The 24,326-nt window shown below is 37.5% G+C and carries 23 protein-coding genes and 1 other annotated feature; of the genes, 21 read left to right on the top strand and 2 right to left on the bottom strand.

All coding sequences use genetic code 11. The features are described from left to right. Both lon and yihA read left to right on the top strand, forming a co-directional pair. Positions 1-1,777 (top strand): endopeptidase La (lon, locus tag AC1DTM_RS07770; RefSeq protein WP_477000139.1); only part of this gene is annotated, 1,777 nt, incomplete at its 5' end. Then, complete coding sequence (gene yihA, locus AC1DTM_RS07765; RefSeq protein ID WP_002088829.1) at positions 1,774-2,370, top strand: ribosome biogenesis GTP-binding protein YihA/YsxC; 597 nt, start codon at positions 1,774-1,776, stop codon at positions 2,368-2,370. The genes lon and yihA, both read left to right, overlap by 4 nt. Positions 2,371-2,405: 35 nt before the next feature. Here the strand turns inward: yihA and AC1DTM_RS07760 are convergent, their stop codons facing one another. After that, entirely contained in the window at positions 2,406-2,822 is a 417-nt protein-coding gene (locus AC1DTM_RS07760; protein ID WP_088099542.1) for an organic hydroperoxide resistance protein, read from the bottom strand. Between the two features lie 2 nt (positions 2,823-2,824). Beyond that, positions 2,825-3,277: a MarR family winged helix-turn-helix transcriptional regulator gene (locus tag AC1DTM_RS07755; RefSeq protein WP_002112064.1), complete on the bottom strand. Its 453-nt coding sequence runs from the start codon at positions 3,275-3,277 to the stop codon at positions 2,825-2,827. 410 nt (positions 3,278-3,687) lie between these two features. On the opposite strand from AC1DTM_RS07755, the gene hemA reads away from it, so the two are divergent. From hemA to AC1DTM_RS07660, 19 genes are all read left to right on the top strand, one after another. After that, complete coding sequence (gene hemA / locus AC1DTM_RS07750) at positions 3,688-5,019, top strand: glutamyl-tRNA reductase (RefSeq protein WP_002160352.1); 1,332 nt, start codon at positions 3,688-3,690, stop codon at positions 5,017-5,019. A 17-nt stretch (positions 5,020-5,036) separates the two neighbouring features. Then, entirely contained in the window at positions 5,037-5,870 is an 834-nt protein-coding gene (locus tag AC1DTM_RS07745) for a cytochrome c biogenesis protein (RefSeq protein ID WP_002112062.1), read from the top strand. A gap of 15 nt (positions 5,871-5,885) precedes the next feature. Continuing rightward, complete coding sequence (gene hemC, locus AC1DTM_RS07740) at positions 5,886-6,815, top strand: hydroxymethylbilane synthase (protein ID WP_002199254.1); 930 nt, start codon at positions 5,886-5,888, stop codon at positions 6,813-6,815. Positions 6,816-6,817: 2 nt separating this feature from the next. Further along, positions 6,818-7,570: a uroporphyrinogen-III synthase gene (gene hemD, locus AC1DTM_RS07735; protein ID WP_016106246.1), complete on the top strand. Its 753-nt coding sequence runs from the start codon at positions 6,818-6,820 to the stop codon at positions 7,568-7,570. Between the two features lie 174 nt (positions 7,571-7,744). Continuing rightward, positions 7,745-8,734 (top strand): porphobilinogen synthase, encoded by a 990-nt coding sequence (gene hemB / locus AC1DTM_RS07730; protein WP_016106245.1) that lies wholly within the window; start codon positions 7,745-7,747, stop codon positions 8,732-8,734. After that, entirely contained in the window at positions 8,734-10,023 is a 1,290-nt protein-coding gene (hemL, locus tag AC1DTM_RS07725; RefSeq protein WP_002112056.1) for a glutamate-1-semialdehyde 2,1-aminomutase, read from the top strand. Before hemB ends, hemL begins: the two co-directional genes overlap by 1 nt. 79 nt (positions 10,024-10,102) lie before the next feature. Further along, complete coding sequence (gene spoVID / locus AC1DTM_RS07720) at positions 10,103-11,110, top strand: stage VI sporulation protein D (RefSeq protein WP_195743226.1); 1,008 nt, start codon at positions 10,103-10,105, stop codon at positions 11,108-11,110. 72 nt (positions 11,111-11,182) lie between these two features. Further along, positions 11,183-12,208 carry a spore coat protein YsxE gene (gene ysxE, locus AC1DTM_RS07715; RefSeq protein ID WP_016106243.1) on the top strand — a complete coding sequence of 342 codons (1,026 nt, stop codon included), beginning with the start codon at positions 11,183-11,185 and terminating at the stop codon, positions 12,206-12,208. Between the two features lie 134 nt (positions 12,209-12,342). Further along, positions 12,343-12,574: a binding site (T-box leader), on the top strand. 38 nt (positions 12,575-12,612) lie between these two features. Further along, the gene (locus AC1DTM_RS07710; protein WP_477000138.1) at positions 12,613-15,258 is read left to right on the top strand and encodes a valine--tRNA ligase; all 2,646 of its coding nucleotides are present in this window, start codon (positions 12,613-12,615) and stop codon (positions 15,256-15,258) included. A 93-nt stretch (positions 15,259-15,351) separates the two neighbouring features. After that, positions 15,352-16,653, top strand: coding sequence for a bifunctional folylpolyglutamate synthase/dihydrofolate synthase (locus tag AC1DTM_RS07705; RefSeq protein ID WP_016106241.1), 1,302 nt, complete (start codon positions 15,352-15,354; stop codon positions 16,651-16,653). A 164-nt stretch (positions 16,654-16,817) separates the two neighbouring features. Then, on the top strand, positions 16,818-17,780 hold the full coding sequence (locus AC1DTM_RS07700; RefSeq protein ID WP_016106240.1) for a hypothetical protein: 963 nt from the start codon (positions 16,818-16,820) through the stop codon (positions 17,778-17,780). A gap of 219 nt (positions 17,781-17,999) precedes the next feature. Then, on the top strand, positions 18,000-18,575 hold the full coding sequence (locus tag AC1DTM_RS07695; protein WP_016106239.1) for a Maf family protein: 576 nt from the start codon (positions 18,000-18,002) through the stop codon (positions 18,573-18,575). Positions 18,576-18,625: 50 nt separating this feature from the next. Continuing rightward, a complete protein-coding gene (radC, locus tag AC1DTM_RS07690; RefSeq protein WP_002015368.1) occupies positions 18,626-19,303 on the top strand; it encodes a DNA repair protein RadC in 678 nt (225 codons plus the stop codon). 158 nt (positions 19,304-19,461) lie between these two features. Then, complete coding sequence (gene mreB / locus AC1DTM_RS07685) at positions 19,462-20,481, top strand: cell shape-determining protein MreB (protein ID WP_002015369.1); 1,020 nt, start codon at positions 19,462-19,464, stop codon at positions 20,479-20,481. A 41-nt stretch (positions 20,482-20,522) separates the two neighbouring features. Next, the gene (mreC, locus tag AC1DTM_RS07680) at positions 20,523-21,374 is read left to right on the top strand and encodes a rod shape-determining protein MreC (RefSeq protein ID WP_002160359.1); all 852 of its coding nucleotides are present in this window, start codon (positions 20,523-20,525) and stop codon (positions 21,372-21,374) included. Positions 21,375-21,388: 14 nt separating this feature from the next. Beyond that, on the top strand, positions 21,389-21,934 hold the full coding sequence (mreD, locus tag AC1DTM_RS07675) for a rod shape-determining protein MreD (RefSeq protein WP_002160360.1): 546 nt from the start codon (positions 21,389-21,391) through the stop codon (positions 21,932-21,934). Positions 21,935-21,969: 35 nt separating this feature from the next. Continuing rightward, positions 21,970-22,656: a septum site-determining protein MinC gene (minC, locus tag AC1DTM_RS07670; RefSeq protein WP_002160361.1), complete on the top strand. Its 687-nt coding sequence runs from the start codon at positions 21,970-21,972 to the stop codon at positions 22,654-22,656. Between the two features lie 2 nt (positions 22,657-22,658). Next, positions 22,659-23,456, top strand: a complete 798-nt coding sequence (minD, locus tag AC1DTM_RS07665; protein WP_000503308.1) for a septum site-determining protein MinD — start codon at positions 22,659-22,661, stop codon at positions 23,454-23,456. Between the two features lie 133 nt (positions 23,457-23,589). Further along, positions 23,590-24,326, top strand: a 737-nt coding sequence (locus AC1DTM_RS07660; RefSeq protein ID WP_477000137.1) for a peptidoglycan DD-metalloendopeptidase family protein, incomplete at its 3' end; no start/stop codon positions are given.

Below are 24,326 nucleotides of genomic sequence, written 5' to 3'. Positions count from 1 at the left end.
GATTGTATCTGTGAAAGAACGACTACATACACTTATTTCGATTATTCAAGATGAACAAGAGTTACTTAGCCTAGAAAAGAAAATTGGACAAAAAGTGAAACGTTCAATGGAGCGCACGCAAAAAGAATATTTCTTACGTGAGCAAATGAAGGCGATTCAAACTGAACTTGGCGATAAAGAAGGCAAGGGCGGGGAAGTTGAAGAACTTCGTGAGAAAATTGAACAGTCGGGAATGCCTGAAGAAACAATGCAGGCTGCACTGAAAGAATTAGATCGTTATGAAAAGTTACCTGTAAGTTCTGCTGAGAGCGGTGTAATTCGTAATTATATTGATTGGTTATTAGCGCTTCCGTGGACAGAAGCAACAGAGGATATGATTGACCTCACTCATTCGGAAGAAATTTTAAATAAAGATCATTACGGTCTTGAAAAAGTGAAAGAGCGAGTACTTGAATATTTAGCTGTACAGAAGTTAACGAATTCATTAAAAGGACCAATTCTTTGTCTAGTAGGCCCTCCTGGGGTTGGGAAAACTTCGTTAGCGCGTTCTATTGCAACATCGTTAAATCGTAATTTTGTACGTGTTTCTCTTGGTGGTGTGCGTGATGAATCTGAAATTCGTGGTCACCGTCGTACATATGTAGGAGCGATGCCAGGACGTATTATTCAAGGTATGAAAAAGGCGAAAACAGTTAATCCAGTCTTCTTATTAGATGAGATTGATAAAATGTCTAACGATTTCAGGGGAGACCCATCAGCGGCGTTACTTGAAGTGTTAGATCCAGAACAAAACCATAACTTCAGTGATCATTACATTGAAGAGCCATATGATTTATCGAAAGTTATGTTCGTTGCAACTGCTAATACACTTGCAAGTGTTCCGGGCCCATTGCTTGACCGTATGGAAATCATTTCGATTGCTGGCTATACAGAACTTGAAAAGGTACACATTGCTCGTGAGCATTTATTGCCGAAACAATTAAAAGAGCACGGCCTACGAAAAGGTAATTTGCAAGTGCGTGATGAAGCGCTTCTTGAAATTATTCGTTATTATACACGCGAGGCTGGTGTTCGTACGTTAGAGCGTCAAATTGCAAAAGTTTGTCGTAAAGCAGCAAAAATTATCGTTACAGCAGAACGCAAGCGCATTGTTGTAACAGAGAAAAATATTGTTGATTTACTTGGTAAGCATATATTCCGTTATGGTCAAGCTGAAAAAACAGACCAAGTTGGTATGGCAACAGGTTTAGCTTACACAGCAGCGGGCGGCGATACACTTGCAATTGAAGTGTCTGTAGCGCCAGGAAAAGGGAAATTAATTTTAACAGGGAAACTTGGGGATGTTATGAAAGAATCCGCACAAGCCGCGTTTAGCTATATTCGTTCTCGTGCAGAAGAACTTCATATTGATCCGGATTTCCATGAGAAAAACGATATTCATATTCATGTTCCAGAAGGAGCAGTTCCAAAAGATGGACCGTCAGCAGGTATTACGATGGCAACGGCACTTATTTCTGCACTAACAGGTATTCCTGTAAGTAAAGAAGTTGGTATGACAGGTGAAATTACACTTCGTGGTCGTGTATTACCAATTGGTGGTTTGAAAGAAAAAACATTAAGTGCTCACCGCGCGGGATTAACAAAAATTATTTTACCGGCGGAAAATGAGAAAGATTTAGATGATATTCCAGAGAGCGTAAAAGAAAACCTTACGTTTGTGCTTGCATCTCATTTAGACGAAGTATTGGAGCACGCATTAGTAGGAGTGAAACAATGAAAGTAACAAAAGCAGATATTGTAATTAGTGCCGTTAAACCGGAACAATATCCAGACAGTGATTTACCAGAAATTGCCTTAGCAGGTCGTTCTAATGTCGGGAAGTCTTCCTTTATTAATAAAATTTTAAATCGTAAAAAGTTAGTACGTATTTCTTCTAAACCAGGAAAAACGCAAACGCTGAACTTTTTCTTAATCAATGAAATGATGCATTTTGTTGACGTTCCAGGTTATGGATATGCGAAAGTATCTAAAACAGAGCGCGCGGCATGGGGCAGAATGATTGAGACTTACTTTACAACACGTACGCAATTAGACGCAGCTGTATTAGTAGTTGATTTACGTCACCAACCAACAAAAGATGACATTATGATGTATGATTTCTTAAAGCACTATGAAATCCCAACAATTATTATTGCAACGAAAGCCGATAAAATTCCGAAAGGGAAATGGCAAAAGCATTTAAAAGTTGTAAAAGAAACGCTTGCTGTTGAAATTGGCGATGAAATCGTTCTATTCTCTTCTGAAACAGGTCTTGGAAAAGAAGAAGCATGGAAAGCAATTCATAAAATGACAAAAACAAAAAACGCGTGACRAATGTCGCGCGTTTTTTTTTATTTACTAAACTTTTAGCGTACGTTTAATGTAACTTCAATATTTCCTCTTGTTGCTTTAGAGTAAGGACATACACCGTGAGCGGCTTCTACAAGTTCTTGTGCTTCGGTATGAGAAACACCAGCAACATGTATGTCAAGTACAGCAGACAGTCCGAAACCACCATCTGTATCTTTACCGATAGAAACGTGTGCAGTCACTTCTGTACTTTCCACTTTCACACGTTTTGTACGAATTACAAGTTGCAATGCGCTATCAAAGCAAGCTGCATAACCAGCTGCAAATAATTGTTCTGGATTTGTTGCCTCTCCGCCTGCGCCACCTAGTGCTTTTGGCATTTTTACATCAAGATTTAATATGCCATCATCTGAAATTACCTTACCGTTTCTTCCACCTGTTGCTGTTACTGAAGCAGTATATAATTTATCCATGTTTATTCCCCTTTTCTATCATTAATTTTTTTCATTGTTTCAATTAATGTGTTTAATTGGATTAATAAAGAATGATATTCTTGCTCTGTAATTCCTAAATTTGTAGCCATCGTTGTCGGTAATGAACAAGCTATTTCTTTTAAATCTTTACCTTGTTCTGTTAATTCAATACAAACTTTTCGCTCGTCTTCTTTTGAACGAACACGTTGTACAAGTTTTAATGATTCCATCCGTTTTAACATAGGTGTTAAAGTACCAGAATCTAAAAATAGACGTTCTCCAATTTCTTTTACTGTTAGTCCGTCTCGTTCCCAGAGTACGAGTAAAGTAATGTACTGGGGATACGTAATGCCCATTTCTTCTAAATAGGGTCGGTAAAAACGAGTAACCTCTTTAGAACAAGCGTAAATAGAAAAACAAAGTTGGTTATCTAGATGTAGAGGATTTTCTTTCATAAGCAACTCCTTATATTTTTAAATTGTGCACAATTTAATTTTGTAAAATCAATATAACGAAAAATAAATACAATGTCAAATGCATTGCATTGAGAAAGTGAGTACTATATTTTGGAACAATCATACATATTTTCCTTCATGATGAAAGAAGATAGAAAAGATGATGTTATAATTAATATGGAATAGTTTCCATCACTTGATTATGAGGACTTTTTTTGGTAACGTACAAATAGAGTTATTATTTTATAATCATTATAAAGTAGAGAGTTCTTTATTAATCTTACTGAAGCTCCTTTATTACATATGGAGAAAAAATAATCAGTTGTTCACACGATTGTCAGATTCATAAGAGGAAAGTTGTATTATGATAGTAGATAAAGTGATAAAACGGGTGAAGGGGGACATGCTGCGTGCATATTCTTGTTGTTAGTGTAAATTATCGAACAGCCCCTGTAGAATTTCGTGAGAAACTCACATTTCAGGCAGCAGAGCTAGAGCAAGCAATGACTACATTACAAAACCAAAAGAGCGTACTAGAAAATGTCATTGTATCAACTTGTAATCGCACTGAGATTTACGCTGTTGTCGATCAATTACACACGGGACGGTATTACATTAAGAAGTTTTTAGCTGATTGGTTTCAGCTTGAAATAGAAGAAGTCGCACCATACTTGTCTATTTTTGAACAAGATGGCGCAATAGATCATTTATTCCGCGTAACGTGCGGTCTAGATTCTATGGTTGTTGGAGAAACGCAAATTTTAGGTCAAATAAAAGATAGCTTTTTAGAAGCGCAACAAGTAAAAGCGACAGGTACAATTTTTAATGAGTTGTTTAAGCAAGTGGTTACGTTAGCAAAACGTGCGCACTCAGAAACAACGATTGGTGAAAGTGCGATGTCTGTTAGTTATGCTGCTGTTGAGCTCGGAAAGAAAATATTTGGCGATTTAACAGATTGTCATGTACTTATTCTTGGTGCTGGTAAGATGGGTGAACTTGCACTGCAAAACTTATACGGAAGCGGTGCTCGTAAAGTAACAGTTATGAATAGGACGCTTACGAAAGCGGAAGTGATGGCTGAGAAATATATGGGACATGCAAAGCCTTTAAGTGAATTGCAATGTGCATTATTAGAAGCGGATATTTTAATTAGTTCAACGGGTGCATCAGAATATGTCATTACGAAAGAGATGATGACGAAAGTAGAGAGAATGCGCTCTGGTCGTCCGTTATTTATGGTTGATATTGCAGTACCACGTGATATTGATCCTGCGATTGATGAATTAGAAGGCTCTTTCTTATATGATATCGACGATCTGCAAGGTGTAGTTGAAGCAAACCGTGCTGAACGTTTAAAAGAAGCAGAGAAAATTCAATTTATGATTGAAGAGGAAATGGTTTTATTTAAAACGTGGTTAAGTACGCTTGGTGTTGTACCGTTAATATCGGCTCTTCGTGATAAAGCGCTAGCAATTCAAAGTGACACGATGGAAAGTCTTGAGCGAAAAATACCAAACCTTAGTAATCGTGAGAAAAAAGTAATTAGTAAACATACGAAAAGTATTATTAATCAATTGTTAAAAGACCCAATTTTAGTAGCTAAAGAATTAGCTGCTGAAGAGGGAGCTGGCGAAAAATTAGCTTTATTTGCGAAGATTTTTGATTTAGAAGTGGAAGAAGCGGGAAATACGGAAGAAGTAGAACATAAAAGAGCGTGGACACCATCCGTTCCATCTTTATAACTTGGAAGGATGATCGGATGAGTTTTTTAAATAACAGTATTATTTATCATATTGCAATTATTTTATATGCTTGTAGCATTAGTTTATATTTTATAGATTATTTTCAAAGTAACCGAAAGGCGAACCGATTTGCTTTTTGGTTACTTTCGATTGTATGGGTATTGCAGTCTATCTTTATGTTGCTTAGGGCTACAGATTCAGAAACGAATCCTATTTTAACTTTATTGTCAGGGATTTATTTTTATGTTTGGTTATTGATTACGATGTCATTAGTCATTAATCGATTTATGCGCATTGACTTTTTAGTCTTTTTTACAAATGTTGTAGCATTTGGCGTAAGCGCTTTTTCTATTTTTACACCGCTCGGAAAGATGTCGCCAGTACTTGCAGAGCAATTAGTTTCAGAACTTGTATACGTGCATGTCGGTATGGCGATTATTTCTTATGCAACGTTTACTGTATCGTTTATTTTTTCTATTATGTATTTATTGCAATATCGGCTATTAAAAAAGAAAAAATGGAATGCGAGATTAAGAAGGTTAGGGAATTTGCCGAAGCTTGAATCTATGTCTTACGGATTAAATTTATTTTCTGTTCCGTTTTTCTTATTAGCAATTATATTAGGATGCATATGGGGATATACAAAATTGGATAATTTCCATTGGTATGATACGAAAGTAATCGGGTCTTTTGTCGTTCTATTTGTATATTGTGCGGGCTTATATTTACGAGCGGCAGATGTGTTGCAGGGTAAGAAAATTGTGCTGTGGAATATCGGGGCATTTCTCGTAATGCTAGTTAACATTTTTCTATTAAGCAGTTTATCTAATTTCCACTTTTGGTATTTATAATGAGGAGAGAGAATTATGCGCAAAATTATTGTAGGTTCAAGAAAGAGTAAACTAGCATTAACACAAACAAATTGGTTTATCGATCAATTAAAAGCGCTTGGTTTACCATATGAATTTGAAGTGAAAGAAATCGTCACAAAAGGTGATGTTATTTTAGATGTTACTCTTTCAAAAGTAGGCGGAAAAGGTTTATTTGTAAAGGAAATTGAACATGCGTTACTTACGAAAGAAATTGATATGGCTGTACATAGTATGAAAGATATGCCAGCTGTACTTCCAGATGGATTAACGATTGGTTGTACGCCAAAGCGCGTTGACCCTCGTGATGCTTTTATTTCTAAAAACGGAGAATCGTTTAAAGACTTAGCAGAAGGCGCGATCTTAGGGACGAGTAGTTTGAGACGTAGTGCACAATTACTAGCTGCGAGACCAGATTTACAAGTGAAATGGATTCGTGGGAATATCGATACACGCTTACGTAAGTTAAAAGATGAAGATTACGATGCAATTATTTTAGCGACAGCTGGATTACAGAGAATGGGCTGGGACGGAGAAGTTATTACAGAACATTTAGATGAAACGTTATGTGTACCAGCCGTAGGACAAGGTGCGTTAGCAATTGAATGTCGTGAGGATGATAAGGATTTACTTCAGTTGTTAGCACATATTAATGATGCAGTAACAGAAAGAACAGTGGCTGCTGAACGAGTATTTCTTCATAAACTTGAAGGTGGATGCCAAGTTCCAATCGCTGGATATGCAACTCTTAAAGAAAATGATGCAATCGAATTAACAGCGCTTGTCGGTTCTATGGACGGTTCTGTTTTATTGAAAGAAATAGTAGTAGGCACTGATCCGAAGCAAGTAGGATTAGAGGCTGCGGACCGTTTAATTAAACAAGGAGCAAAAGAGCTCATTCTTGCTGCAAATAAGGAGCAACAATAAATATGGATGCTCTCGCTGGCAAAATAGTATTGGTTACACGTGCCCAGCATCAAGCGAAACAAATGAGTGTAGCAGTGAAAGAAAGGAGCGGAATTCCATTGGAAATTCCGCTTTTGCGTATGGAAGGCACATCTCATAGGCAAATTCAACGTATAACAAGGCAACTACATTCGTATGACTGGGTTATTTTTACGAGTAAAAATGGTGTAGCTTTTTTTCTAGATGGTTTAGAAACAAAAATACCATTAACTATTAAAATCGCTGCGGTAGGCGTGAAAACAAAATTAGAGTTAGAAAAAAGGGGCTATCAAGTTCATTTTGTTCCGACCTCATTTGTTGCAGAAACATTTGCCGAAGAGTTTCTAAAAGAATTAAGTGGAAACGAGCGTATTTTATTTCCGAAAGGGAATTTAGCAAGAGATGTAATCCCGGTTAAACTTAGGGAGTTTGGTGTTTTTCTAGATGAGCTAATCGTATATGGTACGAAGGTGAATGTAGAGAAAAAACAAGAACTTATAACAGCATTGAAATTAGGGGAAGTAAATATTATTACATTTACGAGCCCTTCAACTGTTGATAGTTTTGTTCGTTTACTTGAGGGTACAAACTGGAGAGAATGGACGAAAAAATGTACAATTGCTTGTATAGGGCCTATTACGGAAAAAGAGGCGCTCCTTTATTTTCCACATGTTATTGTGCCGAAAGAGTACACTGTAGAAGCATTACTACAATGCATTTGTGAATCTATAAAGTGAAACTTTAATCAGTGGGGGTTTTGTTCATCCCCCACTGATTATTAGCCCTCACCAATCGGGCGTTTACGGGCAGTTGATCTCCCGCCTAACTTCTTTGCTCCAGCCGAATTTTGAGGTGGGGGTCTTACTGCCCGCAAATAGCGGGATAAAATAAAAGAATGGGGATAGAAATCTATGAATTCTTTACAATTTAATCGTCATCGTCGTCTAAGACAAAGCGGGGGCATGCGTGCACTTGTGCGTGAAACATTTTTACATACAGAAGATTTTATTTACCCTATTTTTGTATTAGAAGGAGAAAATACTCGTAATGAAGTTCCTTCTATGCCAGGCGTATATCAAATGTCTTTAGACTTATTGCAAGCTGAAATGCAAGAGGTCGTTGATTTAGGTATTCGTTCTGTTATTGTATTTGGTTTACCTGTTGAAAAGGACGAAGTTGGATCATCGGCATATTGTGAGCATGGAATTGTACAGCGTGCAATTAAGCAAATTAAAGATGAGTTCCCAGAGCTAGTAGTAGTTGCAGATACATGTTTATGTCAATTCACAAGCCATGGTCATTGCGGTGTTATAGAAGATGGCGTTATTTTAAATGATGAGTCTCTTGCAGTTCTTGCAAAAACAGCTGTAAGTCAAGCGAAAGCAGGCGCAGACATTATTGCACCATCAAATATGATGGACGGATTCGTAACAGCAATTCGTCATGCATTAGATGAAAATGGTTTCGCGCATGTACCAGTTATGTCGTACGCTGTGAAATATTCATCAGCATTTTACGGACCGTTTCGTGATGCAGCACATGGTGCACCGCAGTTCGGTGACCGTAAAACATATCAAATGGACCCAGCGAACCGTATGGAAGCATTCCGTGAAGCAGAATCAGATGTAATGGAAGGGGCAGACTTCTTAATTGTAAAGCCAGCTCTTTCTTATTTAGATATCGTTCGTGATGTGAAAAATAACTTTAACTTACCAGTCGTTGCTTATAACGTAAGTGGTGAATATTCGATGATTAAAGCAGCAGCGCAAAATGGTTGGATTAATGAAAAAGAAGTTGTACTTGAGAAATTAATTAGCATGAAACGCGCAGGAGCAGACTTGATTATTACGTATCATGCAAAAGATGCAGCAAGATGGTTACAAGAAGGAGGCGTTAAATAATGAAAAAGTTCGATAAGTCGATTGCGGCGTTTGAAGAGGCACAAAATTTAATGCCTGGTGGCGTAAATAGCCCTGTTCGTGCCTTTAAGTCTGTTGGTATGAATCCGCTGTTTATGGAGCGCGGAAAAGGCTCTAAAGTATATGATATCGATGGGAATGAATACATCGATTACGTATTATCGTGGGGACCTTTAATTCATGGTCATGCGAACGACCGTGTTGTTGAGGCTTTAAAAGCTGTTGCTGAAAAAGGAACAAGCTTTGGTGCACCAACAGAAATTGAAAATAAATTAGCGCAGCTTGTTATTGAGCGCGTGCCATCAATTGAAATTGTACGTATGGTTAACTCTGGAACAGAAGCGACAATGAGTGCACTACGTTTAGCTCGAGGTTATACAGGGCGTAACAAAATTTTGAAATTCATTGGTTGCTACCATGGTCATGGCGATTCGTTATTAATTAAAGCAGGTTCTGGTGTGGCGACGCTAGGTTTACCAGATAGCCCTGGTGTACCAGAAGGTGTAGCGAAAAATACGATTACAGTAGCGTACAACGATTTAGAAAGTGTAAAATATGCTTTCGAACAATTCGGTGATGACATCGCTTGTATAATTGTAGAACCAGTGGCAGGGAATATGGGTGTTGTTCCCCCGCAACCAGGATTTTTAGAAGGACTTCGTGAAGTGACAGAGCAAAACGGTGCACTACTTATTTTTGATGAAGTAATGACTGGATTCCGTGTTGCTTATAATTGTGGACAAGGTTACTACGGCGTAACTCCTGATTTAACTTGTTTAGGTAAAGTAATCGGTGGTGGCTTGCCGGTAGGAGCATACGGTGGTAAGGCAGAGATTATGCGCCAAGTTGCACCGAGCGGACCGATTTACCAAGCCGGAACATTATCGGGTAATCCACTTGCAATGACAGCAGGCTATGAAACGTTAGTGCAGTTAACACCAGAATCATATGTGGAATTTGAGCGTAAAGCAGAAATGTTAGAGGCTGGACTACGTAAGGCAGCTGAAAAGCATAATATCCCGCATCACATTAATCGTGCAGGTTCTATGATTGGTATTTTCTTTACAGATGAGCAAGTTATTAATTATGATACAGCAAAATCTTCAAACTTAGAATTCTTTGCAGCTTACTATCGTGAAATGGTAGAACAAGGTGTATTTTTACCACCTTCTCAATTTGAAGGTTTATTCTTATCGACAGCACATAGTGATGCAGATATTGAGGCGACAATTGCGGCGGCCGAAATTGCAATGTCAAAATTAAAAGCATAATTTCTTAGAGAAAATCGCTTTCCATTAGGGGAGCGATTTTTTTTATTCATAAAGTAGCCTTAGGGAACATAAATCTGTAATGACCTATAGTTTGGGAGGGGGAAAAGAAGTGGCAACAGATCATTCATTACGATTTTCATTAAAAGAATCTGTTTGGTTCCAGAAGGGACAGGAAGTCGAAGAACTTTTGTCAATTTCGTTAGATCCAGACGTTGAGATAGAGGAGCTCGATCATGAAGTTATCGTGAGAGGGCAATTAGATTTAACGGGAGAGTACGTTGCAAGGCAAGATGATTCAGCTTATTCATTAAGAGAGCTATCACCAGCAAAGGCAATTGATTATGTAGAAACAAGGGCAGATGGGGTTAATGAGCTTGTCCATTCCTTTCCGCTCGAAATATCAATTCCAAGAAATCGAGTGAAAGTAATTGAAGAATTATATGTATCAATCGAGGAATTTGATTATGAATTAAAGGAAAATGGTTGCTTACAACTATTAGCGGATATATCTATTACAGGTTTATGTGACGAAGAAAGAAACGAGGATGAAGAGGAAGAGACGGCGTATGCCGAGTTGGAAGCTGATTCAGCTGAAGAAGATGAAAGTAGACCTGCGCCGCACGAAGAGGTACCAGCCTATAAAGAATCAGATGGATGGGAAGATTATGCATTTGAACCGTTTCAGTTAGAAGAAAGAAAAGAGCAAGAAATAGAAGAAGAGGAATTAGAAGAACATGAACTTGTGGAGCGTGAAGAGGAGCAAGAAACGACGCCACAATTTGAATTGTTCGGGCGGAAAAATTTCAAGAAAGAAAAAGCGAAAAAGCAGGAAGAGCCAGAGGAAGAAGCATATTCACAGCGAGATGAAAATGCACTTTATTTAACGAAATTATTTACGAAAGAACCAGAAGAAGAATTTACGAAGTTAAGAATGTACTTCGTACAAGAAGGAGATACAATTGAAGCTGTTGCAGAACGTTATGAAACGACTGTACAAAGCTTATATCGTGTAAATCAATCAGAAGATATATATTTAACTACAGGGCAAATTATATATATTCCTGTTTCAAAAGCAACAGCGAAATAAGTGAGTGAGTTTTTTCACTCACCTCTTTTCTTTTCCTAGAAGCTATGTTTTGAATAAGAAAGGGTTATTCGTATGGATATTGAATTACGAAATCGCTATGAACCCATTGTGAGGCAATATAGATTGGACACTCAACATATGGAAGAGCACGGAAGTGTAATGAAAATTTATACGAATCAAGGTCCGTATGCGTTAAAGAAAATACAAGATAGAAAATTAGAGCGGAATAATTTTTTGCACCATATTCAATATTTGAAGGAGAAAGGTTTTTCGAATTATGTACCTATCTATCATGCGACGGACGGGAATTATGTTTTAAGTGATGGGACGTATAGCTATTATTTAATGCCTTGGTTAGAACGTGCGGAAGGAAATGGCGAAGATAATGATCAATACCATAAGATGTTTCAAACGCTCGGGACGTTGCATCAAAAAACGGTGAAAGAGGAAACTTATACAGAAGAAGATTTAGAAAAACATTATACAAATATATCCGAACGTTGGGAAAATGATGGTGAGATATTAGAAGAGTTTCTTGTAGAATCTGAAGCGAAGTGGTATATGTCGCCATTTGAATTACAATATTGTACGTATTATCACCATGCTATGAGAGCACGTGAGTTCGCAACGAAACAATTAAGTGAATGGCATGATGCAATGAAAGAAAAGGAAACGACACGTACTACTTTCGTTCATGGAAATGTATCGCTTAATCACTTTTTATTTGATTATGAACGAAACGGTTATTTTATTAGTTTAGAAAAGTCTCAGTTTGCTACACCGGTACAGGATATCGTCAGCTTTTATTCAAGGTCTTTAAACACATATCCAATTGCGCGGAGTGACCGCTTTGAATGGTATCAAATGTATCAAAAAAATTTTCCATTTACGAAAGAGGAGCAGATTCTTATGTTTGCGTATATGACGTACCCGTCGCATTTTATTCGGCAAATTCAGTCGTATACGAAAAGAAGAAAGAGTCGTAATGAAGAAAATGAGCTTCGCGGGGTGAAAAGCCTGCAGCAATCGCATTGGCTCATTAGCAATACAGAATATTTCCTTTCGCAGTTACAAGCTGCCCAGCAAGGGAACGGATAAAGAAGATAAGTAGGGAGAACCCTGCTTATCTTTTTTTATTAGTTCCATAAAGAGATAAAGGTCATAGTTTCAAATTTATCTTGACGAATAAGGTTTCGTTTTTTACACTATTGTATATAATAATTAACAATCACATAAATGCAACGAAGGGGAAGAGTATAACATGAAACGTCTTCAGAGAGGGGAACCATTGGCTGGGAGGTTCTCTAGATAGTTATGTTAGAAGGTAGCCCTGGAGCATCTTTTCTGAACGGAATGGTTCTCATTAGGAAAAGACGGATTTGTCCGTTATCAAATTAAGAGTATAAGCAAATTCTGAATTTGTTTGTAAATAAAGGTGGTACCGCGATGTCCCTCGTCCTTTTTTGGATGAGGGGCATTTTTTATTTTAAGGAGGGAAAATAATGTCAAACACGGAAAAGAATTTACCAACTAAATATGATCATATGTCCGTTGAAGAAGGCCTTTACAAGTGGTGGCTTGAAGGCAAATATTTCGAAGCAACAGGAGACGAGAAGAAACAACCATATACAATTGTAATCCCACCTCCGAACGTAACTGGTAAGTTACACTTAGGTCATGCTTGGGATACAACTCTTCAAGATATTTTAACTCGTACAAAGCGTATGCAAGGTTATGATGTATTATGGCTTCCAGGAATGGACCATGCTGGTATCGCAACGCAAGCGAAAGTAGAAGGGAAACTTCGTGAAGAAGGTATTTCACGTTACGATCTTGGCCGTGAGAAATTCCTTGAAAAAGCTTGGGAATGGAAAGAAGAATACGCTTCTCACATTCGTCAACAATGGGGGAAAGTTGGTTTAGGACTAGACTATTCTCGTGAACGCTTCACATTAGACGAAGGTTTATCTAACGCTGTTAATAAAGTATTCGTTCAATTATATGAAAAAGGCTTAATTTACCGCGGTGAGTATATCATCAACTGGGATCCAGCAACACGCACAGCTCTTTCTGATATTGAAGTAATTCATAAAGAAGTTCAAGGTGCATTCTACCATATGAACTATCCGCTAACAGACGGTTCAGGTCACATTCGCCTTGCAACTACTCGTCCAGAAACAATGCTTGGTGATACAGCGGTAGCAGTTCATCCAGAAGATGATCGTTACAAACATTTAATCGGAAAAACAGTAACACTTCCAATCGTAGGCCGTGAGATTCCGATTATTGCTGATGAATACGTAGAAAAAGACTTCGGAACAGGCGTTGTAAAAATTACACCAGCTCATGACCCGAATGACTTTGAAGTAGGTAACCGTCATGACTTACCACGTATTTTAGTAATGAACGAAGATGGAACAATGAACGAAAAAGCTGGTAAGTACAACGGTATGGATCGTTTCGAATGCCGTAAAGGGTTAGTGAAAGACTTACAAGAAGCTGGCGTATTAGTAGAAATTGAGCCTCATATGCACTCAGTAGGTCATAGTGAGCGTAGCGGTGCAGTTGTTGAGCCTTACTTATCAACACAATGGTTCGTAAAAATGGCTCCACTTGCAGAAAAAGCGGTAAAACTTCAACAAAAAGAAGAAGAAAAAGTAACGTTCGTACCAGAGCGTTTCGAAAACACATACTTACGCTGGATGGAAAACATTCATGACTGGTGTATTTCTCGTCAATTATGGTGGGGCCACCGTATTCCAGCTTGGTATCATAGAGAAACTGGTGAAGTATACGTAGGCACAGAAGCGCCAGCGGATATTGAAAACTGGAATCAAGATAATGACGTGCTTGATACATGGTTTAGTTCAGCGCTATGGCCATTCTCAACACTTGGCTGGCCGAATGAAGATGCAGCAGACTTTAAAAAGTTCTATTCAACAGATGCTTTAGTAACTGGTTATGACATTATCTTCTTCTGGGTATCTCGTATGATTTTCCAAGGTTTAGAGTTTACAGGAGAGCGTCCATTTAAAGATGTATTAATTCACGGTTTAGTTCGTGATGAGCAAGGGCGTAAAATGAGTAAATCTCTTGGTAACGGTATTGATCCAATGGATGTTATCGAGAAGTACGGTGCAGATGCAATGCGCTATTTCTTATCAACAGGAAGTGCACCAGGTCAAGATTTACGTTTCAGCATGGAAAAAGTAGAATCTACTTGGAACTTCATTAATAAAATTTGGAACGCATCACGTTTCGTATTAATGAACATGGATGACATGAAGTATGAAGAAATCGATTTAACTGGTGAAAAATCAGTTGCAGATAAGTGGATTTTAACTCGCTTAAACGAAACAATCGAAAGTGTAACACGTAACATGGATAAATATGAGTTCGGTGAAGCTGGTCGTTCATTATACAACTTCATTTGGGATGATTTCTGTGACTGGTACATTGAGATGGCGAAACTGCCACTATACGGTGAAGATGAAGCAGCTAAGAAAACAACTCGTTCTATTTTAGCTTACGTATTAGACCAAACAATGCGTCTATTACATCCATTCATGCCATTTGTAACAGAGAAAATTTGGCAGCATTTACCGCATGAAGGCGAGTCTATTACAGTAGCAGCATGGCCAACAGTTCGCGAAGATTTACAAGATAAAGAAGCGGCAGCAGAAATGCACCTTCTAGTTGATATCATTCGCTCTGTTCGTAACATCCGTGCGGAAGTAAATACACCAATGAGCAAAAAAGTTCAAATGCAAATTAAAGCAAAAGACGAGGTAGTACTAGCTCAGCTTACGAAAAACAGTTCTTACATTGAGCGTTTCTGTAACCCAAGTGAACTAACAATTAAGATTGATTTACAAGCGCCAGAAAAAGCGATGACTGCAATCGTATCAGGTGCAGAGTTATTCTTACCGTTAGCTGATCTTATCAATCTTGATGAAGAGAAAGCGCGTCTTGAAAAAGAACTTGAGAAGTTCGATAAAGAAGTAGAACGTGTACAGAAGAAACTTTCAAACCAAGGATTCGTAGCAAAAGCTCCTGCAGAAGTTATTGACGGAGAGCGTGCGAAAGAGCAAGATTATCTAGAAAAACGCGAAGCGGTTCGTCAACGCCTAGCTGATCTTGAAAAATAAAATGTTTTTCAGAGACTCACTATATTGGTGAGTCTCTTTTCTTTGCGTATAATAGAATTAAGAAGTTTGTCTTTTGAAAGGGGAATAGCAAACGTGATACATACATACGAAGAAGCGATAAGCTGGATTCATAGCCGATTGAAATTTGGGATAAAACCAGGACTAGAAAGAATGCAATGGATGTTAGAAGAACTCGGAAATCCAGAGCGTCATATAAAATGTGTTCATCTTGCCGGCACAAATGGAAAAGGTTCAACTTTAACATATATGCGCTACATGTTAGAAGGCGCGAAATATAAAGTAGGAACGTTTACATCGCCTTACATAGAAACATTCAATGAACGTATTAGTATAAACGGAATACCGATTGCAGATGAAGAGATTGCGGAACTTGTAAATATGGTAAAGCCAGTCGTTGAAAAATTAGATGAGACGGAATTAGGAGAAGCGACTGAATTTGAAATCATTACAGTAATGGCAATTTGTTATTTCGGTAAAGTTAATTTCTGTGATGTTGTTTTATTTGAAACGGGGCTTGGGGGAAGATTTGATTCTACAAATGTTATTCATCCGGTTCTCACGATTATTACGAATATCGGTCACGATCATATGCATATTTTAGGCAATACACTAGGAGAAATTGCATATGAAAAGGCAGGAATTATTAAGTCTGGTGTTCCAGTTATTACTGGTGTGAAAAATGAAGAAGCATTACAAGTAATTCAAAAGGTTGCTAAGGAAAATCATGCAAGTTTATATGAATTTGGAAAACAGTTTACAACATTACATAAACATTCTAATGAAGATGGGGAACATTTTGATTTTGCTTGTCCATTCGCCTCATTTGAAAATGTTCGGATTTCAATGAAAGGTATTCATCAAGTAGGCAATGCAGCGCTAGCGCTTATGGCAGTCATGTATTTAAAAACATATTTATCATTTTTAATTAATGAAGAGGAAATGAAAGCTGGCTTACAAGAAGCCTACTGGATTGGTCGATTTGAAAAGTTACAAAGTAATCCAGATATTATAATAGATGGTGCTCATAATCCAGAAGGTATTGAAAGTCTTGTAAAAACAGTAGAGGCACATTATAAAAAGAAGAATATAATAGTTTTATTTACTGCTCTTGGTGACAAACAGTTACATAACATGGTAGGGCAATTAGAAAAAGTTGCTGATGAAATAATATTTACGACGTTTGCCTTTGATCGTGCCATTTCTGCTGACAAGCTTGCATCGTATTCACAACAAGAGTCAAAATTAGTTTTTGAAGATTGGAAAGAGGCAATTGATACAAAAGTTGGTATGATTGGAGAAAATGATGTCTTTATCATAACAGGTTCTCTTTATTTCATTTCTGAAGTTCGAAAATATATTCGCGAGAAAAACTAGATAGTCTTTGCTATCTAGTTTTTTGTTCTACAAATGAAGTCAAATGCATACATATAAGATAAATATATAGGGTTATTTGGCGAATTTCTCTGACAAATATCTCGTTTTTTTGCGAAGTGAATATGATATGATGCGGACAACGATAAGAGGTGAGGTGTGAGTGTATGGACAAGCAATCACGAACGATCTCAGTGAAAGTAAATGGAACAGAAGCGAAGTATGAGGAAAAGAAGAAAGATGAGTTTGACTGGATGGTAATAGAAAGTGAAAGACTAAAAAACGTTGTTCCGTTTCAAAAAGCGAAATTAGTGTCTAAGGAAAAAAAACGAAAGAAGTGGAGTAATACAATAATTGCAATCGTTGCAACTGCAATTGTTATTGGTACGGCGTTTGGAATGGGAATGCTGCATGTACTTAAAGGACAAGGAACGACAGGGGGAAGCGAAGTAACAGCTTCGAAGCAGATGGGGAATGAAGAATCAAAGGTGGGTGGAACGGCAGAACAAACACCGGCACCAAAAGAGGAAAAACAAAAAGCGCAGGTAGGAACGTCATTAGACCCGATGAAACTATTTTTCGTTCAAGGAGGGCTTTATTCCTCTGAAGAAAAAGGACAGGCTGCTATTAAAGAGTGGAAAAGTAATGGGGGCGTGGCTACTTTGAAACCGAGTGGTGATAAGTATGCGTTAGTTGTTGGTATTACGAGCGATGAACAGGGTGTTAATCAATTAATAGATCAGTATAAGCAAGATGGTGTTTCAGTTTTGAAAAAAAATTGGGATATTACAGATACAGCATTGCTCAAAAATGATAAAGAAGTAGGAATGTTTTTAGCGAAAGTGCAGCCATTATATACTCATTTAACAAAATATGTGTCCAGCGTACAAACTAGTGGAAAAAGTAATTCAAAAGATGTAGAGGCGATTGAAAAAGAGTGGAAAGCTATTGAAAAGGAAGGGAAGAGTATGAAGCGTGAAGATGCGAAGAAGCTTTATACGTATACGTCAATAGCGGTGCAAACGATTAAGGAAGGGAAGAGCGATAAGGGATCTGTGGCTAAATTAAATCAAGTTATTATTGATGGATTACTTTCGTACGAAAAAATGGTTTCGCAAAAAGTAAAATAATAAGATAATAAGATGAAGGAGAAAGAAGTACATATACTTCTTTCTTTTCTTTTGAATTTAGAGCAAAGTGCTTTCTGTATGGGCAGAATATAATCGTATTTAAAAAGAACTATTATTTTGTTTAGAGAAAATGATATTTCTAGAATTTGTGGGGAAACTATTCCTTTGATACGATTGATTTGAATTATTCTGCTTCATGCGAGAAGGGAAGGAGAAAATATGAGGAAAATTATTTTAGCTTCAGGATCACCTAGGAGGAAGGAACTGCTTGAATTAGCTGATGTGCCATTTGAAATCGTTGTTAGTGAAGTAGAAGAGACGATTGGTGCATATTTGTCACCTTCTGATATTGTTATGTCGCTTGCTTTGCAAAAAGCATCTGCTGTGGCAGAAAATCATAGTGATCACGTTGTATTAGGTGCAGATACAATTGTTACATATGATTCACGTATTCTTGGAAAGCCGTTTAATGAGGCTGAGGCGAAAGAAATGTTACGATTATTATCGGGGAAAACACACGAAGTATACACAGGTGTTGCAATTATATTGAAAGAAAAAACGGTAACTTTTTATGAACGTACAGAAGTAACATTTTGGGAATTAACAGAAGAGGAAATAGACGTATACGTTGCATCGAAGGAACCGCTTGATAAAGCAGGAAGCTATGGAATTCAAGGTAAAGGGTCTATTTTTGTTCAACATATTCAAGGGGACTACTACAGTGTAGTTGGCTTGCCAATTGCGCGTCTTGTCCGTGAACTAAAACAGTTTGATAGCGATGTAACCCATGCGTAAAATTGCATGGGGTTTTCTTTAGGAGAAATCGTAAAAAAAGGGGTGGAGAGATGAACGGTATTCGTGATGTTGTGAGAGAAGAACAGCCACGGGAGCGTTTATTGTTAGAAGGAGCAGGAAGTTTATCGAATCGAGAACTTCTTGCAGTTTTACTCAGAACGGGTTCTAAAGAAGAAACGGTGTTAACGTTATCAGATAATATTCTACATCATTTTGACGGCCTACGAATGTTAAAGGATGCAACGTTAGAAGAGATGATGAGCATTCATGGTGTTGGGATTGCAAAGGCGTCGCAGCTTATGGCTGCTTTTGAATTAGGTAGAAGAATGGTACGTTTAGAATATCAAAATAGATATAGTATTCGAAGTCCAGAAGATTGTGCGAGTTATATGATGGAAGAGATGCGTTTTTTGCAACAGGAGCATTTTGTTTGTTTATATTTGAATACGAAAAATCAAGTTATACATAGGCAAACTATTTTTATTGGAAGTTTAAATACGTCGATTGTGCACCCAAGGGAAGTTTTTAAAGAAGCGTTCCGTCGGGCAGCAGCCTCTATTATATGTCTTCATAACCATCCCTCAGGAGATCCGGCGCCGAGCCGTGAAGATATTGAAGTTACAAAACGACTAGTAGAATGTGGTCGAATTATTGGAATTGAAGTGCTTGATCATATCATAATAGGTGACCATAAATTCGTGAGTTTAAAGGAAAAAGGTCATATTTAAGACTATTCTTTTTACCTATTTTGTTTTATAATGTGATTTATGAGTTTTTTGTAGAAAATTATCTACAAGAAGGATACAGATATAAAAAAACGTACTGTTTTTATAAATATAAAGTAAGAAAAATGAGTCCGTGAAAATAAGAAGGGAAGATAAATGATATGTTTGGATTTGGTGGATTTACTCGCGATCTTGGAATTGACTTAGGAACAGCGAACACGCTTGTATATGTGAAAGGAAAAGGTGTAGTTTTACGTGAACCTTCAGTAGTAGCATTACAAACTGATACGAAACAAATCGTTGCGGTAGGTAGCGATGCAAAACAAATGATTGGTCGTACACCAGGAAACGTAGTGGCACTTCGCCCTATGAAAGATGGTGTAATTGCTGATTATGAAACAACAGCAATAATGATGAAATACTACATTCAACAAGCTCAAAAATCAAATGGATTCTTCTCACGTAAGCCATACGTAATGGTATGTGTACCATCTGGTATTACAGCTGTAGAAAGACGTGCGGTAATCGATGCGACTCGTCAAGCTGGTGCTCGTGATGCTTATCCAATCGAAGAGCCATTTGCAGCAGCAATTGGTGCAAACTTACCTGTTTGGGAGCCGACTGGTAGTATGGTTGTTGATATCGGTGGTGGTACAACAGAAGTTGCAATTATTTCTTTAGGTGGTATTGTAACAAGTCAATCAGTTCGTGTTGCTGGTGATGATATGGACGATTCAATCATTCAGTACATTAAGAAAAGCTACAACTTAATGATCGGTGAAAGAACAGCTGAAGCACTAAAATTAGAAATCGGTTCTGCAGGCGAGCCAGAGGGTATCGAGCCTATGGAAATTCGCGGTCGTGATTTAGTAAGTGGTTTACCAAAAACAGTACTAATTCAACCAGAAGAAATTGCAGATGCATTAAAAGATACAGTAGATGCAATTGTAGAATCAGTTAAAAATACGTTAGAAAAAACTCCACCTGAATTAGCAGCGGATATTATGGACCGTGGTATCGTATTAACAGGTGGGGGGGCATTACTACGTAACTTAGATAAAGTTATTAGTGAAGAAACAAATATGCCAGTTCTTGTTGCAGAGGATCCATTAGATTGCGTAGCAATTGGAACGGGTAAAGCATTAGACAATATCGACCTTTTCAAAACTGCTGCTCGATAATATTGCAAAATAAAAATCAATGAAATTAAGAGGGTGTGAACGTGCCACAGTTTTTCTTAAACAAAAGATTAATTGTTTTGTTAGTTAGTATTATTCTTCTCGTGGCATTGATTGGAATCTCATTGAAAGAACGGAACAGTTTATCATGGCCAGAGCAGTTTATAAAAGATACTGTCGGTGTTGTAGAACGTGTATTCCAAAAGCCAGCGAATTATGTTGCCGGATTCTTCGAAAACGTAGAAGATGTAAAGCGCACGTATGAAGAGAATAAAAAGCTGAAAGCAAAATTAGATACTACCGCAGATTTATCTGTAGTAGTGAAAAATTTAGAGGATGAGAATAAAAAACTACGAGAATTAACTGGTAAAGAAAAGTCTCGTGGTGATTATACGGAAGTACAAGCTAGTGTGGTTTCTCGTAATCCCGATAAATGGTACGATTTAGTTGCAATTGATAAAGGAGCACAGCAAGGGATTAAAAAAGATATGGCTGTTGTAACTCCGAAAGGTTTAGTTGGACGCGTAAAAAGTGCATCTCAGTTTACATCGTCAGTAGAGTTGTTAAGTTCTATGAGCCGAACAAACCGTGTTTCTGCTATTGTACAAGGACAAGAAAATATCTTTGGATTGATTGAAGGTTACGATAAAGAAAAACAACTACTTCTTTTCACAAAGATTAGCTCTGATGCAAAAGTAGAAAAAGATCAACTAGTTGTAACATCTGGACTTGGTGATATCTTCCCAAAAGGTCTTGCGATTGGGAAAATTGTTGATGTTCAGCCAGATCCATACGGTTTAACAAAAACAGCTTATGTAAAACCATCCGCTGATTTGAATGATGTAGAGCATATTATAGTTGCAAAACGTGATATGCCTACAGCGTCGTTAGAATAGGAGGGGGAGAAGAGATGATGACGATTTTAAAAAGAGCAGCTCTTCCTCTTCTGCTCCTTTTTGTTTTTTTATTTGAAAATATGTTCTCTACTGTTGTTCCAACAGACGTCTTTTGGAAAAATAGTATAGCAGCACCGCATTTCTTTATAATTGTGTTATGTTTTATTACAGTGTACTATAGTCCGATTCAAGGGATTTACTACGGACTATTATTTGGTTTCTTATTTGATACCGTATACACAGAACTTGTCGGTATATATATTTTTGCTTATCCGATTTTAGCTTATTTAGTTTATAGTGTGATGAAGGTATTACAATTGAATTTATTTATTGTCGCTTCTATCGTACTGGCTGGCATTGCAGCATTAGAGTATTATGTGTATGGGTTTTTAACTTTGTTAGGACGTACTCACATGTCAGCATCTGTCTTTTTCACAGACCGTCTCCTTGCTACTTTATTGCTAAATGGAATTTTCTTGTTAATAGTTTGTTTCCCACTGAGACGATATTTAGTGCGTCTTTCAAAAGCGATAGAAGAAAAGGAAAAAAGGATTTTCTAATTTTATGTCGAATTGAATCGGTGGGGTGAACTTTAGTGGAAGAAAAAAAGCAACAAAATGTAACGATAAAAGGGACAAAAGATGGAATAACACTTCATTTAGATGATTGCTGTTCATTCTCTGAGCTACTAAAAGAATTGGATGAAAAGCTTTCTACACATTACTATGAGGGTGACGGACGTTCTTTAATTGAAGTGCGTGTTAAAGTAGGAAATCGCTATTTAACAGAAGTACAACAAGAAGAGATTCGTACGTTAATTCGCAATAAGAAGAACCTTGTTGTGGAATCAATCGAAAGTGATGTTATAACAAAAGCAGAAGCAATAGCTTGGAAAGAAGAAACAGAAATTGTCCCTATTTCCAAAATTGTTCGCTCTGGACAAGTGTTACATGTAAAAGGCAATTTATTATTAATTGGAGATGTTAATCCAGGCGGAACGGTTATCGCTGGGGGGAATATTTTTGTCTTGGGATCATTAAGAGGAATTGCACACGCGGGGTATGATGGAGATTCAGAAGCTGTTATTGCTGCATCTAGTATGAACCCTATGCAACTTCGAATTAGTGATGTGACAATGCGGGCTCCGGAAGAGAAAGAAGACGGAGCAGAGGCGGCAGAATGTGCGTACATTAATGAGAACAATCACATTGTTGTCGATCGCCTGCAACTTCTCACTCATCTTAGACCTAATTTAACCAAGTTAGAAAGGGGAATTGTATAGCTGTGGGAGAGGCAATAGTAATTACATCTGGAAAAGGCGGAGTAGGTAAAACTACAACGTCTGCGAACATTGGTACAGCCCTTGCGTTATCTGGAAAAAAAGTATGTTTAATTGATACAGATATCGGTTTACGCAATTTAGACGTAGTAATGGGGCTGGAAAATCGTATTGTATTTGATCTTGTTGATGTCGTTGAAGGACGTTGTCGTTTACCTCAGGCTCTTATTAAAGATAAGCGTTTTGATGATCTTTATTTATTACCTGCAGCACAAACGAGCGATAAATCGGCGGTAACACCTGAACAAATGGATGAATTAATACAAGTATTACGTCAAGATTATGATTACATATTAATTGATTGTCCTGCGGGGATTGAGCAGGGGTTTAAAAATGCAGTAGCAGGTGCGGATAAAGCAATCGTTGTAACAACACCAGAAGTATCCTCAATGCGTGATGCGGATCGTATTATCGGGCTTTTAGAGAAAGAGGATATTGAACCACCGAAACTTGTCATTAACCGTGTGCGTAGTCATATGCTTCATGAACAGGATATGTTAGACGTTGATGAAATCGTACGTACACTGTCAATCGAGCTTCTTGGAGTTGTCGAGGATGATGATGAAGTTATTCGTGCTACGAATACAGGTGAACCTGTAGCACTGCAACCTAGTGGGAAAGCAGCAATAGCTTATCGTAATATTGCAAGACGCTTGTTAGGTGAGAATGTACCATTACAAGCATTTGAACAAGAAAAAGTATCGGTATTTACAAAGATGAAAAATTTCTTTGGAATCCGTTAAAAGCACTTCGCATAAATGCGGAGTGCTTTCTTTTTTCTTCGCATGAATATCTTCCTTCTATAACTCATACATATGTACAAACTGTATATAACTGTTTCTATTTGAATAAGGCTAACGAAAGAAAGGAGACAGTATGAAGAATAGACGTGTGGAAGAAATTAAAAAGCGGATTGCGAAAAGGAAAGCAGAGCAAGAAAGGATGGAGGAAGAGCGGTATTTTGCGGGAGGAGATTTTGATAGCGAAACGGTCTTTATTGAAGAGGGGGAGAAGGAAATTCATCCTCTATTTCGAAAAGAAGTTTTTCTCTTCAAAGTGTTGCTATCAGCAATATTAGTTCTTTCTGTTGCTATTTTATACAAGAATGCTCCTTCTTCTTTCGATGGTGCTAAAGCAGTTACAGAAAAAGTGATGAAAGAGGAGTTTCAGTTTGCCACTGTAGCGAAATGGTACGAAAAGCAGTTTGGAAAACCTCTCGTATTCTATTCGCCTAATGAGAGAAAGGAAGGAGCGATTCAGCAAAAGGATTATGCAATTCCTGCCTCTGGAAAGGTGATGCAAGGCTTTCAAAAAAATGGTCAAGGTGTATTTGTCCAAACAGCTACAAATGCAACAGTTGAGTCAGTGAATGAAGGGCTAGTTGTTTTTGCAGGCAAGAAAGAGGAACTTGGAAATACAGTTCAAATTCAGCACGCTGATGGCACGGAGTCATGGTATGCAAATTTAAATGATATGTCAGTAAAATTATATGATTACGTTTCAAAGAAACAAAAAATTGGAATAGTGAGTAATGATGAAAATAATAAAAATGGAAAATTTTATTTTGCAATAAAAAAGAATGAAAAATTTATTGATCCAATTCAGGTGATTTC

The sequence above is a fragment of the Bacillus sp. P4_D3 genome (genome assembly GCF_056401855.1).
Note: the sequence above shows the minus strand (reverse complement) of the source record. Positions and strands in the feature narration are given on the sequence as shown.